The 15671-nt window shown below is 68.4% G+C and carries 13 protein-coding genes and 1 pseudogene; 8 read left to right on the top strand and 6 right to left on the bottom strand.

Annotated features, from left to right (window positions below; translation table 11 throughout):
* Nucleotides 1-212 precede the first annotated feature (212 nt).
* Both ACFYXK_RS29925 and ACFYXK_RS29920 read right to left on the bottom strand, forming a co-directional pair.
* A complete protein-coding gene (locus ACFYXK_RS29925) occupies nt 213-647 on the bottom strand; it encodes a hypothetical protein (protein WP_389413957.1) in 435 nt (144 codons plus the stop codon).
* Complete coding sequence (locus ACFYXK_RS29920; protein ID WP_389413956.1) at nt 644-1990, bottom strand: helix-turn-helix domain-containing protein; 1347 nt, start codon at nt 1988-1990, stop codon at nt 644-646. Before ACFYXK_RS29920 ends, ACFYXK_RS29925 begins: the two co-directional genes overlap by 4 nt.
* A 160-nt stretch (nt 1991-2150) precedes the next feature.
* On the opposite strand from ACFYXK_RS29920, the gene ACFYXK_RS29915 reads away from it, so the two are divergent.
* The gene (locus tag ACFYXK_RS29915) at nt 2151-2417 is read left to right on the top strand and encodes a hypothetical protein (RefSeq protein ID WP_389413955.1); all 267 of its coding nucleotides are present in this window, start codon (nt 2151-2153) and stop codon (nt 2415-2417) included.
* Here ACFYXK_RS29915 and ACFYXK_RS29910 read toward each other — a convergent pair.
* The 3 genes from ACFYXK_RS29910 to ACFYXK_RS29900 all read right to left on the bottom strand — a co-directional run bounded on the left by ACFYXK_RS29910 (nt 2400) and on the right by ACFYXK_RS29900 (nt 8454).
* Nucleotides 2400-2651 (bottom strand): hypothetical protein, encoded by a 252-nt coding sequence (locus tag ACFYXK_RS29910; protein WP_389413954.1) that lies wholly within the window; start codon nt 2649-2651, stop codon nt 2400-2402. The two genes, ACFYXK_RS29915 and ACFYXK_RS29910, sit on opposite strands and share 18 nt — an antisense overlap.
* A gap of 1866 nt (nt 2652-4517) precedes the next feature.
* Nucleotides 4518-7955 (bottom strand): protein kinase, encoded by a 3438-nt coding sequence (locus ACFYXK_RS29905; RefSeq protein WP_389413953.1) that lies wholly within the window; start codon nt 7953-7955, stop codon nt 4518-4520.
* A 1-nt stretch (nt 7956) separates the two neighbouring features.
* Nucleotides 7957-8454 (bottom strand): hypothetical protein, encoded by a 498-nt coding sequence (locus ACFYXK_RS29900; protein ID WP_389413952.1) that lies wholly within the window; start codon nt 8452-8454, stop codon nt 7957-7959.
* 448 nt (nt 8455-8902) lie between these two features.
* Here ACFYXK_RS29900 and ACFYXK_RS29895 point away from each other — a divergent pair, with 448 nt between their 5' ends.
* Nucleotides 8903-9154, top strand: coding sequence for a hypothetical protein (locus ACFYXK_RS29895; RefSeq protein WP_389413951.1), 252 nt, complete (start codon nt 8903-8905; stop codon nt 9152-9154).
* Here ACFYXK_RS29895 and ACFYXK_RS29890 read toward each other — a convergent pair.
* A complete protein-coding gene (locus tag ACFYXK_RS29890; protein WP_389413950.1) occupies nt 9151-9294 on the bottom strand; it encodes a hypothetical protein in 144 nt (47 codons plus the stop codon). The two genes, ACFYXK_RS29895 and ACFYXK_RS29890, sit on opposite strands and share 4 nt — an antisense overlap.
* 535 nt (nt 9295-9829) lie before the next feature.
* On the opposite strand from ACFYXK_RS29890, the pseudogene ACFYXK_RS29885 reads away from it, so the two are divergent.
* The 6 genes and pseudogenes from ACFYXK_RS29885 to ACFYXK_RS29860 all read left to right on the top strand — a co-directional run.
* Nucleotides 9830-10619 (top strand): annotated as a pseudogene (locus tag ACFYXK_RS29885) (FAD-binding domain-containing protein); the annotation flags it as partial.
* A gap of 164 nt (nt 10620-10783) precedes the next feature.
* Nucleotides 10784-11401, top strand: a complete 618-nt coding sequence (locus tag ACFYXK_RS29880) for an RNA polymerase sigma factor (RefSeq protein ID WP_389413949.1) — start codon at nt 10784-10786, stop codon at nt 11399-11401.
* 95 nt (nt 11402-11496) lie between these two features.
* Complete coding sequence (locus ACFYXK_RS29875; RefSeq protein WP_389413948.1) at nt 11497-12753, top strand: NAD(P)/FAD-dependent oxidoreductase; 1257 nt, start codon at nt 11497-11499, stop codon at nt 12751-12753.
* Complete coding sequence (locus ACFYXK_RS29870) at nt 12750-13517, top strand: DUF1365 domain-containing protein (RefSeq protein WP_389413947.1); 768 nt, start codon at nt 12750-12752, stop codon at nt 13515-13517. The genes ACFYXK_RS29875 and ACFYXK_RS29870 overlap by 4 nt, the downstream gene beginning before the upstream one ends.
* On the top strand, nt 13514-14839 hold the full coding sequence (locus tag ACFYXK_RS29865) for a class I SAM-dependent methyltransferase (RefSeq protein WP_389413946.1): 1326 nt from the start codon (nt 13514-13516) through the stop codon (nt 14837-14839). The genes ACFYXK_RS29870 and ACFYXK_RS29865 overlap by 4 nt, the downstream gene beginning before the upstream one ends.
* Complete coding sequence (locus ACFYXK_RS29860) at nt 14836-15660, top strand: DUF1295 domain-containing protein (protein ID WP_389413945.1); 825 nt, start codon at nt 14836-14838, stop codon at nt 15658-15660. The genes ACFYXK_RS29865 and ACFYXK_RS29860 overlap by 4 nt, the downstream gene beginning before the upstream one ends.
* Nucleotides 15661-15671 lie beyond the last annotated feature (11 nt).

The raw sequence follows: 15671 nt of genomic DNA, 5'->3' as shown, positions 1-15671 counted from the left end.
ATCCTGTCGCTGCCACCGTGGTGGCAGCCGACCGGCACCGGATGCAAGCCGCAGACGTCGATCGCGATGCCGAACCGGGTCACAAAGCCAGCGAGTGGCTGTCCCTGACCACACCACTTTGACGAAAGAAGCCAGATACCTGCCGGGTATCGGCCCCAACCCTGGCGCCTGCGCGGGGGTACGCCGCTCTCTGTCGGCGCGCGCCGGGCCGGTCAGCCAGCCGCCGCAGCCGATCCCTGGCCGAAGGGCGGGACATCGCTGGCGGTCACGTCCAGGCGGATTCGCTGGAACCTCAGCGGGTGACGGAAAACGCCCAGGTCAACCGCCCGGTCCGCGCTGACCTCCGCCACCAGGTCCGGGCGGACAAGCACCACGTCCAGGGCGTCACGGCTCCCCCAGGCCGAGGCGAACCGCATCCCCTCGAAAGGGTGACCCGGGCCGGCCGCGGCGAGGTGCTCGCCGACGTGGTGGGAGACGTCCGGGCGCAGCAGTGCGGTCCGGCCGACCGCGCGCAGCCGGCCGGCCTGGTCATGGCCGCCCAGGACCAGGAGCTGAGGGCGGATCAGGGTGCCGGTGACGGCGCCGATGGCTGCTTCGGTGGTGTCCCGTCTGGGTGGTCGAAGACTGCCCGGCCTGGGATCGATCACGCCATCGGTTCGTAGCTGTACACGGGGTCGTACGTCCCGCCCGGCGCGGCGGTGCTGTTCCTCGCCTCGTGCACGGCCAAGAAGAAGGCAGAGGACAATAGCAGGAAGAAGCCACTGCCCGTGCACCACCATCCGGCGGTCGTCAGATGCAGGTCATCCGCAGGGCCGGTGTGCTGGTTCAGCCCAATGCAGATGAGCACGAGGCTGACCGCTGCGCCGCCGGTAAACTCCCACAGCCCGTCAGAGTTCTTCACCGACTTCGGATCCGCCTCCGACGAAGCCGGCGCCGGCCGCGGGTCCCCGTCGCCGGCGGTGGCTCGCGTTGACACCCCGGCAAGAGCAGGCTGGCCTGCGGCTTCGTCGTCCTCACGCGTGGCGGGATGCCGGTCGAGGGCGTGCCCGACGCTCTGGCTCACCGGGGCGGCCATCGTTTCCTGAGCGTGCGGGCTCTGCTTCTCCTGTGCCGCTTCGGCCGCCGCGAGGTCCACCTGCAAACCCACCAGGTTCTCGCGCAGCCGGGCCGATTCAACGCGCAGCTGGTCGCGTTCGTGTCGCAAGGCGCTCGCCTCGGCGGCCGAGTCCTCCAGCCGGCCGCAGAGGGTGTTGATCTTGTCCTTCTGTGCGTGCAGGTCCTGGCGGAGGCGGGCTTCCTCCTCTTCCCGGGCCCGCAACTGCTTCTCGGCTTCGGCTTGGGCCTGGTGGAGGCGGGCGTCGGAGTCGGTGCGGTCGCGTCGGCGGGCGTCCTGCTCCTCCCGGAGCAGGGAGCTGATGCGGGCGGTCTCCTCTTGGTGGTGCCGGCGCCGGGTACGTAGTTCGTCCTGGGCTGCGGCGAAGGCCTGCCTGGTGGTTTCGTGGCGGGCCAGGAGGTCGTCGTAGTCCGCCTGCTGTCGGCGGTGCTCCTCGGTCACGGCCTTGAGGCAGTTCTGGACACGGTCGTGGCGCAGGACAGTCTCCTCGTAGGCGTCGGCCATCACCAGGCGGTCGGCGAAAGCCGGGTACGCCTCCCCCAGGGCGGCGGTGTGCAGGCGCAGTACCTGGGCCCGGACCTCGTCGGTCGCCTCGCAGAGCCGGATGATCGCCTCGACCGTGGAGCGCTGGGGAAGCCGCTCTCCTGAAAGGTTCCTCGACAGGGTCGCAGGGCTCGTTGCTGCGCCTGGAGCGACGTTCTTGCTCGCCAGGTCCGCGGCCTCGATCAGGGAGCGCAGGTACCGCACGAGCACCAGCTTGTGCGGGCGTTCCTCGAAGAGTTTCGGGTTCAGCTTCTTCAGCGGTCGCCGTCCCGACCGAGACGGTCCACCGACGGGTCCTTGCTCGCCGGTTCCCCCCTCGACAACACCCGTCATGCCCGTTCCCCCAGTTGACAGCTACGGAAAGAAGATCGTTTCCCTTGGCGCACCCGCCTCCGGGACGCAACGCTCGAACCACACCCCGAGGAGTGCAGCCCGATGACAGCCCCGGCCGGGGTGACGTTCCGCGACCTTCCATGTACTGAGGAGCATCATCATGGCAATCCGTCCTGCCCCGCGTCAGAGCTTTCCCGTAGAACTCACCGCGTTCCTGGCGATCCTGGCCACCGGCATCACCCTCGTCCTCGTCGGGCACGTCTCTCCCGAAGCCCTTGCCGGTTACGCCTCCGCGCTCGCCGGCCTCTACGCCGCCTGGCACCACCGTCCCGCCCGGACGCAACCGGACTCATCCCCCGACACCTCCCCCACAGTGGCTGGCGACGGCTCGCGCCGTCCCCAGCCACCGTCAGCAGACCGAAACTGACGAATCCGTCTTGGCCGGCAGGCTCTGGCCCGGGGCGCCCCCGTTCATGAACATGTTCGCCACCGCGTAGTAGCTGCCGCTCCACGGGCTGGTGACGATCCGGTACCACCAGCCGTCCGGATTCGCCGAGTCGACCTCGAGGGCGAACACCCGGCACTCCACGTCCACCCAGGCATGGACAGGGACCCGCTCACCGAGCCCCTTGACGCCGTGCGGGTTACGGAAGGCCGGCAAGCCGTAGCTGCCGCTCTGCTCACAAATCGTGCCTCCAACCACTCCCGAGCCACGGCCAGATCCGTGGTCATCGGACACAGCATCCACGGGGCCGTCAGGGCGCGGTAGGTGAACAGCTGTTCTAGGAGAGTGCGCCGCTCCTTGTAAGGGCGCGATAGCAGCTCTTGCCCGTCGAGCTGCAGGATGTCGAACGCGACGAAGTAGGCCGGCCACCAGGCGATCAGGCCGGCGGCGCCGCGGACACGGACGGCGGCCCGACGCGCTACGCCTCGAATGACAACCGGCCCGCTTCGGTGTCTCAGACGACCAGCTCGCCATCAAGGACCAGGCCCTGGGGCGGCTGCTCGGCGGCCGCCCCAGGGCCGGCCACCGGTCCTGGACCAGCGCCCCGCGCCGGGTCTGCACCAGCACCCGCCCGCCCGGCCCGGCCGGGGTGAACAGCAGCGCCCGGTGCCCGTCGAACTTCTGCTCATACGCCACCCCGGCACGCAGCGCGGCCGGGCCCGGCACGGGCTCGGCGGCCTGCGCCAGCATCGGCTCAACCGGGAGACGCAACGACACCCAGGGCCTCCGTTCGCACCTACCCCCACCGTCCAGCCTGCCCCATCATGGGCGCCATGGGAGATCAAGAAGTCCAGCATGGGCGCCCGGTCGATGTCCATCTCACCGCCGACGTGCACGACAACCCGCTCGTCATCGCCGTCCACCCACATGCCGGGGTCCTTCTGCGACTCCGCCGGCCTCAACGCCCTCATCCAGGCCCATCACACCGCGGCCGAACACGGCAGACACATGAGCCTGCGCGCACCGCAGCCGCAGTCGCCGCCGGTCTGGCCGGCCGGTGGCCGGCCTACTTCGTCGCCTTCGCCGTCCCACAGCTCGAGGGGCAAGAGCTGTTATCGCGCCCGTACACGGAGCTGCGCGCTCTCCTCGAGCATCTGCCCCTGGACGCTCTACCCGATGACCACCGACCTGGCCAAGGCGCGGGCTTCAGACCTGGACGGATCTATCTGGCCGGACCCGCCGCCGGGACATCACCGAAGCCCGGCCATCGGGCGGCCGGCGCGGGGTACTGCGGCCTCGGGCGGCGGCCTGGCTGCAACGCCTCGAACGACAACCGGCCCCAGCTCGCCGTCGACTGACCCACAAAGGCCCCTGCACCCGACAGCTGGACAAGGAAGCCCGGGACGAGCTCCACCGGGAACCGCGACTCAGTCTGCCGCCATGACTGACTCCACCTGACGTTCAGCCTTCGCCAGCCATGCCAGATACCAGCGCGTGAAGCTCATCAGAGCACCGTAGTCAACGAGAAGCGGCTTCCGCTCTTCGTCATCCGCCCTGTTGTCGCCCACGCACCGGACCGCTGGTGATCAACCACTCGTGTGCGGCGCACCCCAGCGTTGAGATCACGACCGCGCCGACAGTGCGGCCCACCGACCACGTCACGGGCTCTCAGCGGTCTTCCCATGCCTCAATGGCGTCATCGAAGTCTTCGATCTCCTCGAAGTCCTCCTCTTCAGGGTGCTCGAACAGCGGCAGGTGGACAGCTCAGGTTCGCGCCACGCAGGTACGGCCCCGGGGTGAGGGCTGTGGGGTGGTGCTGGAGTATGCCGTGGGGCGGGACTCCGGGGCAGGCGCATCCGCTTCTGCTGAAGGCCCTGACCCTCCCGCACGCTGCCCACGCCGGTACGCAACACCAACCGCCGCAGCCCGGCGACTCCCGAGGTGTGACTCAGTGGTTCAGTCGGCAGGACGCGCCAACTGAACCTTCTCTGCCCCACCGTCGTCTTGTCGGGTCAGCAATCCAGTGGTGCGGGGCTCCCGGTTGGCGGACAGGGGACGGGCATGTCGGATGAAGGCGGCTCGTTACGGCCCTTCCAACTCCCACTCCAGCTCCCAGAGGCAGATGGAGTGATTCATGCCTCCGGTCATCAGGAAGCGTGCGTCTGTCGTGAATGAGGCGCTTTTGACCGGTCCCTCGTGTCCTTTCAGAGTGCGTAAGCAACTTCCGTTCGCGATATCCCAAATCCGCACGTTGCCGTCCTGGCTCACCGATGCCGCGAAGCGGCCGTCTGGCGTGAAGCGGACGGTGTGAACGTCCCGCGCACCGAAGTCGTACGCGAGGAAACCCGACTCGGCGTTCCAAAGCTTGAGGGATTCGCCGCCGGCAATAACGAAGCGCCCGTCGGAGCTGGCGCACACCGAGCGGACCTCTCCGCTCTCGTGCAGTGTGCGTACACAGTCACCGGTGTCCACGTTCCACAGCCGCACCTCGCGGCCGCACGTGCTAACCCCGAGACCAACGTCGCTGACCCAGAGGTCTTTCACGGCTTCGGTGTGATGCTCACGGGAGCGGGCGTACCGGCCGCGGTGGCTGTCCCAGAGCGAAATGTGGCCGTCAGCCTCGCCACACACCATCGCGTCGTTGGTCGCGCTGGACGCGAATCTGGCTGTTACTACGTCATCACCTTGTTTGCCCAGGAAACGACACCGGCCGGTGTCGGCTTCCCAAAGCCCGAAGTAGCCCTCCGAGCCGACCGAGAGGAGCCGAGTTCCGTCCGCACTGAAAACGACGCTGCGCTGCTGCGGCTGGGTGCTCGGGATCGTAATCTCCGGTGTCTCGGAGCTGACCGCTCGCACACGGATGGGACTGATGACCGCACTGAACGCGTAGAGCTTTCCGTTGGGCGATATGGCGCAGTCCAAGTACCAGGCACTGGTGGGCATGGTCCAGAGTGATGTGGCCGAGCGCACCCCGACGCGCGTCATCCTGGCACTGATGTGCCGCCAGGCAGCGGACAGCATTGGCGAACGTTCATACCCGGGAATCGTCCACGCCTGCCTGAGCAGGGCGAGGGCCTCCGTATCGCGGCCGGCCGCCATGGCTCGAGCGGACTGTCGCCACAGTCCGTACGCTTTGGCCCTGTGCTGCTCGAGTTCGCCGTGAGGCCTGGGCATGCTCAGTCGAGGCGGGGCCGTGTAGCCCGTAGTTGGCAACATCCAGCTCACTACGCTCCGGATTCTTGCTATGGAGTATCCAGTGCTTGCGTCCGGCGACAACACAGCGTCCGTGACCTTGCAATTTTCCGGACTCCGGTCGGGGAAGGGCAGGGTGCGCAGGCACCGGCTGGCGGCGACATCCCAGAACCGCAGACGGTCGTGGTGGGCGGAAAGCACGTATCGACCGTCTGCGGTCAGAGCCACCGTAGTTGGCCCGTTCATCCAAGATGGATAGGTCAGCGTGGCCATGCATGTCCCGAATTCGGGCCCGTCGGTGAGGTCCCAGACGTGGATCTCCTCATCAAGGAGCGTGCTCGCCGCCGTTCGTCCGTCCGGGCCGAAGAACAACTCGTAGAATGCTCCTCGCCTCCGGGCCAGGACGCGAAGCAAGTCAGCATTCAGGTCCCAGTGCTGGAGCCGGTGCCCGTGCGGCCCGTCATACCGGCCTTCCGATATCAGGGCGTGCTGGCCATCGGGGCTGAGGGCGAGTGCGTGTACGTCGGCACCGAGCTCGGGGAAAGTCCGCAGGCGCCGTCCTTCCGGCAGGTCCCACACTTCGGGCTCGGACATCTGTTCTGCACCCGGCCAAAGACCGATGCGACCGTCCGCGCTGAGGTGGATCTCAAACGGACCTACCCATCCCGGCTTCAGATAGGCCCCGGGGGCGGGGATGACGCGTACACGCCGTGCTGCTGAGAAATCCCAGTAGCACACGGTGCCGTCGTCGCTCGAAGACAGGCCGAATCGGCCGTCAGGGGTAACGGCCAGAGCGCTGACCCGTCGCGTGTGACCCTTGAGGACGTTCAGGCAACGCCCTGTATCAGATTCCCACAGGCGTAGTACCCCCTCGCAGTCTCCGGTGACGACCAAACGCCCACCGAGGGCGAAGCGTGCCCGGCTCTCCGAGTTGGCCAGCCAGTCCGGCTCGTCCTCCCCCTGAGCGACGGAAGGCACCAGCACTTGTGTGCGTACATGGCGCCCGCCCTGTATACGTCCCGAGGCCGCTACGGCTGTCCTCACCTCGGGATCATCCGGCCGCTCCTTTGTCACCGAGTCCAGCATGGGACCCGCTGCATCGAGGTCGCCACGTTCCAGATGGATTTGGGCGAGCAGCAGCCGTGCCTGCCAGGTGTCGCCGACATCCACGCGGAGGACATCAAAGTCGCTTACCAGCGTCTCGTCCGTGATCTCGCCGTGGCGCCACCGGGCCAGGCCCCGGTTGTAGGTGGCTTCCAGGTGCCGCGGATCAGCCTGCAAGGCCTGTAGAAACGCCTCTTCGGCCTCAGCCCGCCGCCCCAGGTCTATGAGTGACAGGGCTCGGTTGTTGAACTCGTCAGCCAGCAGTTCCGCTTCTGACGGTATCGACCGCGGATACGGGCGTCCCGCCTCTTTCTGGTAGATCTCGGCGATTTCAGCGGCTACTACGGCCATGGAAGAGGGCCGCTGGCTCGGGCCCGGAAGCAGGCACCAGTCGAGCAACGCAGCCAACTCAGACGGCAGCGCGGGTAGGCCGGTCTCTGCACCGCCGTCGGTGGCATATGCGGTCAGCGCCCGGCGCGCCTGAGCACCTGTCCTCCACGTCCGTCTGCCGGTGACCATCTCCAGAACCGATACTGCGTAGCTGTAGACGTCGGTGCGTCGGCTCAAGGCGTCGCCGGCCAATTGCTCGGGTGAAGCGTAAGCCCTGGTCAGGAAGCCGGCTTGGCCGGCGAGCATGCTGACGTCGGGCTGTCCGTCGCTGCCGGGGCTCCCCCCTGTCGGGGGGATGAGCGTGCGGGCGCGCGCCAGCCCGAAGTCGGTGACTTTGACTGTGAAGTCGCCACCGGACGTGTCGAGGAGGACGTTGCCGGGCTTCACGTCTTGGTGCACCAGACCTCGGCTGTGCGCATGCTCCAGACCCCACGCGAACTGAATTGCCACGTCCAGGATGCGGAGCGTAGCTTCGCTGGACGAGCCTTCATGGAGACGGCGGTCTGCGATCCACTCGTGCAGGCTGCCGCCGGGGACGTATTCGGCGAACACCACCGGGACACCATCGATCTTGCGGACGTAGTGGCAGCCGCAAACATTCGGATGGAGACCGACGGAGACCCATGTCTCGGCTTCCTGAACGAACTGCTCGATCTCATCGGAGCCGAGCTCGACGCTCAGGTGCGGGCGCTTCAAGGCTAGGTCGATGCCCCACTGCAGGTGCCTGGCCTGGTAGACCAGCCCCATCCCACCTGCCCCGGCCCGAGCCACCAGTTGGTAGCGGCCATCGACAATGTAGCCGGGCGTCCACGCGCCATTCGTGCCGGTGTCCATCTCAGAGCTCCTCGCCCAGCGTGTGGAGGTCCTCGGGTATCAGCGTGGCGCTCTTTAACAGCGCCTCGATCAGGTTCTTGTTGAGGGTGTTACCCACAGGTTCACCGACCTCGCCCCGGAGGACCCCGCGGATCGGGTTCGGGCCGTTTGCCAGCCGCTGTCGCAGGTTGGCGATCGTGCGCTCGGCGGTCTTGTCATTCCATGGCCGGTAGGCAGCGACCCGGTTCAGATCCTGAGCCACCTGCTGCCACGAGACGGGCTGCGGGTACGGCTCCTGGCGCAGGTAGCGCTGAGCCAACACGGTGACGACCAGCCGCTCGGTTGGGTTTAGATCGTAGACATCGGCTGTGTCGGTAGGTGCCTGTGAATCGTCTGGCTGAACAAGGCCCGGGTAGCCGACGATGTATACCTCGACGAGATGGGCCCTGCATGTCGGAGTTTCGATGGTCAGCGGCGTGAAGCCCGCTGAAATCGGCACCTCGTGATCGCGGAGCACCATGTCCGCACCCGGCAGCTGGATGGGCTTGTTACCCCTGTTATGTAGCCACCATTGGCTACCATCACAGGTGAATACGCCGTGCAACCGGCTTACATAGCTGTCGCCGACGCCCACTGGGACGTGGACGTCTTCCGCGGCTCGCCCGAAATGCAGTGTGAACTTCCGGGGCGGCGCTGCGAACCCGCCGTGTGCGGCCTTCACGAAGATCGTTCCAGGTGGTGCCGGTGGCACACCTCCGGCCAGGCTGGGCATGGAAGCCGGCAGCACCCGTGGAATGAATCCTCTACTCGCCATTCCCCACCCCATCCGGTCGGTCCAATTGCCTGGGAGCCACCGTACGCCGCCGTCCCGGGGACCGGTCCCGGCGTGGGAGCACCATCCCGCCACGGGTCGAGGATGCTGCTGTGCTCCGGGTCCGGTCCCGGCAGCTGCCTGCTCCGATGGCGCCATGAACAAACGGAACAGGGTTTACATGGCAGCCGGTGTGCTCGTCGGCATCGGGTTCAACGCACTCGCGATGAGCAACATCTCGGCAGGCAACGCCGGGAACGCGCTTCACGAGCTCTTCAACGCTGCGATGAGCTGGGCCGCGGGCACCGTCCTGGCCTGCTTGGAGTGTGAGGATGGTGACGGAGGGGATCCGAAGGGTGATTGTCCCTCGGGGCGGGCTGGCCACACCGATCGAATCGAAGACCGCTAGAGCTTGGGGAGGTTGCTGTCGAACCACCGCCGGGCGACTGCGCGCTTCTCGTTCTCACTCGGTTCCTTCGAGCCGAAGTCATCGGCCAGAAGCACCTCTCCGATCACCAACTCGGCCCAGTCCAGGGCCATTGTCGTCATACGAGAAGCCGAGCGAGCATTGCTGACCCTGTCCGGATTACGCCTGAGAGCCTTCCAGCAGGCACGGCCCGTCAAAGCTGGTGCGACTCTCCCGACGAGTTCGCGTTGACGGACGTGCGCGGTGGTGAAGCCGAGGCAACGGCGGACGCCGAGGCGCACCGCGGCCCGGTCCGGGCCGAGGGGCACGTGCCGGTCGGGCAGGGCGGGCAGGTCCCGGCGGCGGCCGAGCGCGGCCACCTGGTCCGGATGGACGTCGGGGAACTGCCTGTCCCCACCGAGGCAGACCAGGAGAACCGGCCTTCACGAGATGACCGACCGCCGCCGCGGTCACCCTCGGCCGGAGGATCGGGAGCGGCACCCCGAGGGCCTCCCGTCGGCCGGTCCGCCGCCACCCGCGCGCCGATCGGGCCGCGCAGCGCCGCGTGGACCGCTTCCGCGTCGGCGGCCTCCACCACCGGCCACCACAACCCCGGGCCGGCGGGCGGCACTTCCGGCCCCGCCACCGGATCGGCGCAGCCGGCCGGGGTGTCGCCGGGGCCGGCCGCTGGGGGGAGAGAAAGAGGGCCGCAAGGAGTTGCTGTCCTTCCTGCCGGAGCACGTCGACACCTACCAGGAGCGGCGTGACGACCTCGCGGGGGACTCCACCTCCCGGCTCTCCGCACACCTGCACTTCGGGACGCTGTCGGCGGACGAGGCGGTGGTCCAGGCGAGCAGGCACGGGGACCCGGGTGCGGCGGCGTTCATTCGGCAGGTGTGCCAGCGTGACTTCCACCAGCAGGTGCTCGCCGCGCGTCCCGAGACTGCCACGCGGGACTACCGCTGCCGTGACGACCTCTGGCGGCGGGGCAGGGAGGCGGAGGAGGATCTGCTGGCGTGGCAGGAGGGGAGGACGGGCTACCCGGTTGTTGACGCCGCCATGCGCTGGCTCGCCCACGAGGGGTGGATGCACAACCGGGGCCGGCTCATCGTCGCTTCGTTCCTGGCCAAGACCCTCTACATCGACTGGCGTGAGGGCGCCCGCCACTGAGCCTGCCGGTGGACGGCGATGTGGCCAACAACCAGCTGAGCTGGAACGGGTGGCCGGCACCAGCACGGATACCCGCCCGGACCGGATCCTCAATCCGGTGCTTGAGGGCCGGCGCTACGACCCGGACGGCGTCTATGTCCGGCGCTGGGTCTCAGAGCTCTCCGGGCTGGACGGCGCGGCCGTCCACGAGCCTTGGCGGCTGCCCGGCCTCGACCGCGCCGCACTCGAGGATCCAGATCCGCTGATCGCTCTCGCGGACGGTCTCGCCAGGTTCCGGCAGGCGCGCCGCCTCGTCTGACCCCTGCGCAGATTCAATGCAGAAACGCTGCAACTTGCTCGTCCCGTAGTGGCCCGGGGAGCCTGATCTCATCGCGTCCGCCGGGTTGCGGGGTTTCCTTCCTCCCGCGGGGGCCGCCCCGCTCCGGCGGACGCGATCTACGGCGAGGCAGAGGAGGTGGCGCCATGACTGCACCACTGGCGCGAGGCAGGACCCTCAGCCGACCGGCGGAACCCTGCCCCCGGCTCGACGATCCGCTCTCGGACACGGAGATCGCCTCGTTGCTCATCCAGAGTGACGAGCGGTGGTTGTCGCCGGCACACCGGCGCTGGAGCCATCTCGTTCACGCCTACGCCTGGCGCGTCCTGGGTGACGCGTTCGAGGCGGAGGACGTGGCCCAACATGTGTTCATCGCCGCATGGCGAGGGCGGGCCGGGTTCCGGCCCGATCGCGGCACGCTGCCGGCGTGGCTCATGGGCATCACCCGACGCAAGACGGTGGATGCCCTGAGCGCACGAACCCGGCGCCTGGGCCTCGTGGCCGCGGCGGGCAGGCGCCTCGGCGAGGAGACGGTGGGCGGACCCGAGCAGGTGATCGACCGGATTGTGATCACCAGGGAACTCGCCCGGCTCCCGCAGGTCCAGCGCGACGTTCTGACCCTCGCCTACTTCGCCGATCTCACCCAGGTACAGATCGCCGACCGCACCGGGATGCCGCTCGGCAGCGTCAAGAGCCACGCCCGGCGAGGCATGCAACGGCTCCGCCTGCTCGTGGCCGCAGGCGCCCTGGAAACCGGGCACTGACAAGCACATCCGGCAGGGGCGCCGCACCGAATCATCAGATGAGAGCCGGGCGTGGGAACAGCGTTCCCAAGTCCACGACACCAAGGGTGGACTGGATGAACCGAAGAAGCATCGCGGTGGTGGGGGCGGGCGTATCCGGACTTACCGCCGCGCACATTTTGTCCCGCAGCCACGACGTGGTCCTCTACGAGGCCGACGGACGCCTCGGCGGCCACGCACACACCCACGAAGTCCCGACCGGCAGTGGCGGAACGGTCAACGTGGACACCGGTTTCATCGTCCACAACAACCGCACCTATCCCCACCTGAATCGCCTCTTTCGTGAGCTCGGCGTGACCACTCAGGACTCCGAGATGAGCATGTCGGTCCGGTGCGACGGCTGCGGCCTGGAGTACGCCGGCGCCCGAGGCCCGCGCGGGCTCCTGGGCGGAACCAACCTGCTCCGCGGACGTCATCTGCTGATGCTCGCCGACGTGCCCCGGTTCCATCGCGCCGCGCGCCGGCTGCTCGCCGCCGAAGACACGGCCTCCACCTTGGGACGCTTCCTGCGCGAGCAACGATTCTCGCCCTACTTTGTCAGCCACTTCGCGATCCCCCTGGTCGCGGCCGTCTGGTCCTGCGCGCCGGCCACCGCCCTGCAGTACCCTGCCGCGTACCTCTTCCGCTTCCTGGACCACCACGGACTGCTGTCGGTCACCGGGTCCCCGCAGTGGAAGACCGTCACCGGAGGATCCAAGGTCTACGTCGAGCAGGCCGCCAAGTCCCCGGCCCGCGTTCTGACCTCCACACCGGTCCGCAAGGTCGTGCGCGGAGCCGGCCGCGTGCGCCTGTTCACCGAGGACGGAGAGTCGGCCGAGCACGTCGCGGTCGTCATCGCCGTCCACCCCGACCAGGCACTTCGCCTGTTGGCCGACCCCACGGAGCAGGAGCGGCGCGTCCTCGGCACGTTCACCTATTCCCGCAATCCGACCGTCCTCCACCGTGACACCTCTCTGCTGCCTCGCTCCGGCCATGCCCGGGCGTCGTGGAACTACTGGCTCCCTTCCTGCTCGGCACGGCCCGGTTCCGTTCAGGTCAGCTACGACATGAACCGGCTTCAGCGCCTGCCCGGCCGCGAGCCGCACATCGTCACGCTCAACCCCGGTGAGCGGATCGACGAGAGCACCGTCCTGGCCCGAATGGACTACGAACACCCGGTCTACACGACCGAGTCGGTGGCGGCGCAGCGGCAGCTGCCCTCCCTCAACAACGGCGTCACCGTCTTCGCGGGCGCCTATCACGGGTGGGGTTTCCACGAGGACGGCTGCCGCTCGGGCGCCGAGGCGGCCAGACACCTCGGGGTGACCTGGTGACCTCCGCCCCCGCCCGCCCGGCACCACCACATGTCCCCGCCTTGTACGCGGCCGAGGTGAGGCACGTGCGCACCTCACCCTTCAGATACGTCCTGGGGCATCGGACGTACATGTGGCTGGTCGACCTGGACGACCTTCCGGTCCTGCACCGCATCCTGCGCCCGCTCGCCCGCTTCGATGCCCGCGACCACTTCACGGGCGACACCCCGACCATGCGCGCCGGGATCGACGCCTACCTCGCCGCCCAGGGAATCCGCGCTGACGGACGGGTTCTCATGCTGGCCCATGCACGCGTGCTGGGACATGTCTTCAACCCCCTGACCCTGTACTGGTGCCACGACATGTCCGGCAGCCTCGTCTGTGTCGTCGCCGAGGTCCACAACACCTACGGCGAACGCCACTGCTACCTCCTGCACCCTGACGCCCACGCCCGTGACGAGGTGCCCAAGGACTTCTACGTGTCCCCGTTCTTCGGCGTCGAGGGAAGCTACCGGATGAGGCTGCCGCTGCCGGGCGAACGTCTCGACTTGACCGTCCAGCTCTGCCGAGCAGACGGTTCGCGCCCTCTGACCGCCACCGTCCGCGGAACGCACCGCCCTGCCAGAACCCGCGCCCTGCTCGCGGCTCTGCTGCGCAATCCGTGGTCTACCGCCGGAGTGTCGCTCGGCATCCGCCGACACGGCATCCACCTCTACCTCAAAGGCCTCCCCGTCCAACCGCGGCCCACCCGCCCGGCCCATCCCGTCCAGGAAGACGCACCGTGACCCTCACCCTCCCTCCCGCTCCCCAGGGCGAGACCCGCGCCGGCCGTCACCTGGTGGACCCCGCACGCTGGCCCGACGTCGCCCGACTGCCACGCGCCTCCGCCCTGCGCACGCACGCCACCCGTCGAATCATCGAGCGCGCCTTCGATCGGCTGCCCTTGCGGGTGCGGATCGCCGGCACAGGGCCCCAGGTCCCCATGCAGCCCTCGGGAAGAGTGGGCTGTCCGCCGACACTGACCCTGCGCGATCCGGACTCCTTCTACCGGCGGATCGGCGCGGACGGGCTGATCGGGTTCGGCGAGTCCTACATGGCGGGCGAATGGGACAGCGCTGACCTGGTCGGGGTGCTGACCGTCCTCGCCCACCACGTCGACGACCTCGTGCCGCAGGCTCTGCGCCGTTTGCGGAGCGTCTGGGTCCGCCGCCGCCCGGCCTCGGACCTGAACACCGTCGACGGGGCCCGCCGCAACATCCACCGGCACTATGACCTGTCCAACGAGCTCTTCGCCACCTTCCTCGACCCGACGCTCACCTACTCGTCGGCCGTCTTCGCTTCCCTTCCGGCGTGCACCGCGGATCTGCCCGCGGCTCAGCATCGCAAGATCGACCGGCTTCTCGACCTCGCCGGGACCGGATCGGACTCCAGCCTCCTGGAGATCGGCACGGGCTGGGGCGAACTCGCCATCCGGGCCGCCGCGCGCGGCGCCCGCGTCCACACCGTCACCCTCTCCCAGGAGCAACGCGAGCTGGCCCTCGAGCGCATCGCGGATGCCGGGGTCGCCGACCGGGTCACCGTCGAGCTGTGCGACTACCGTCGTGTCGAGGGCAGGTACGACGCCATCGTGAGCGTCGAGATGATCGAAGCGGTCGGAGCCGCCTACTGGCCGGCCTACTTCGGCGCCCTGCGCGGCCTGCTGGCTCCCGGCGGCCGTGTAGTACTGCAGGCCATCACCATGCCCCACGAGCGGATGCTGAACACTGCCCGTACGCACACCTGGATCAGCAAGTACGTCTTTCCCGGAGGCCTCATCCCCTCCATGGAGGCCGTCACGAGGCAGAGCGTGGCCGCTGGACTGCGCGTCGTCCACGACACCGGCTACGGCGACCACTACGCGGAAACGCTTCGGCTGTGGCGCGAGCGGTTCCTCCACCAGTCCGCCGAGGTGGCCAGGCTCGGCTTCGACGATACTTTCCGCCGGATGTGGGAGCTCTACCTCGCCTACTCCGAGGCCGGATTCCGCTCCCGCTATCTCGATGTCCGCCAACTCGTGCTCACCGACGGGACAGCGGTGCACGAATCCACGAACGGGCCACTGACGTGACCTCCGTCGACACGGGAGCCCTCGCCACCGTCCTCGCCGCATCGGCGGGCACGGCGCTCACCGTCATGCTCGTCACGTTTGCCGTGGGCACGGTAAAAGGGGTGCACCGGATCGTCGACAGCGCCTGGGGTCTGGCCTTCGCGGCCGTCGCCGTCGTGGCCTGGATCCTCTCGGCTGGCTACGGCGACCCTGCACGAAGGACCGTGGTGGCCCTTGCCACCGTCGTGTGGGGGCTGCGCCTGGCAGTACACATCGCACGGCGCGGAAGGGGGCAGGGAGAGGATCCGCGCTATGCCCGCATGCTCGCCCGGGCACGAGGCAACCAGCACGTTTATGCCCTGCGCAGCATCTATCTTCTCCAGGGCTCCCTGGTCTGGCTGGTGTCCCTGCCCGTCCAGGTCGCCGTGCTGCTCCCCCAGTCCTTGGACGCCGCGGCCGCGCTGGGGCTGGCCCTGTGGACCGCCGGACTGTTCTTCGAGGCGCTCGGGGACCACCAGCTCGCCCTCTTCAAGGCAGATCCCGCGAACAAGGGCCGCCTCATGGACCGCGGGCTGTGGGCCTGGACCCGGCACCCCAACTACTTCGGCGACTTCCTCGTCTGGTGGGGCCTGTACCTGACGGCCTGCGCCACCTGGCAGACTGCGGCCGCGACCGTCGTCTCCCCGCTCTTGATGAGCGTCCTGCTGATCAAGGGCAGCGGCAAACGCCTGCTCGAAGCGCACATGGCCGACCGCCCCGGATACGCCGACTACCAGGCCCGCACCAGCGGGTTCCTTCCCCGCCCGCCACGCCCCTCAAGCCCTTCGGACCGGTCAAGTTGAAGATCAGAAGG

The sequence above is a fragment of the Streptomyces sp. NPDC002209 genome (assembly GCF_042890265.1).
Taxonomy (GTDB): Bacteria; Actinomycetota; Actinomycetes; order Streptomycetales; family Streptomycetaceae; genus Streptomyces.
The sequence above is the reverse complement of the archived record's forward strand: the minus strand, read 5'-3'. Positions and strand labels throughout refer to the sequence as shown.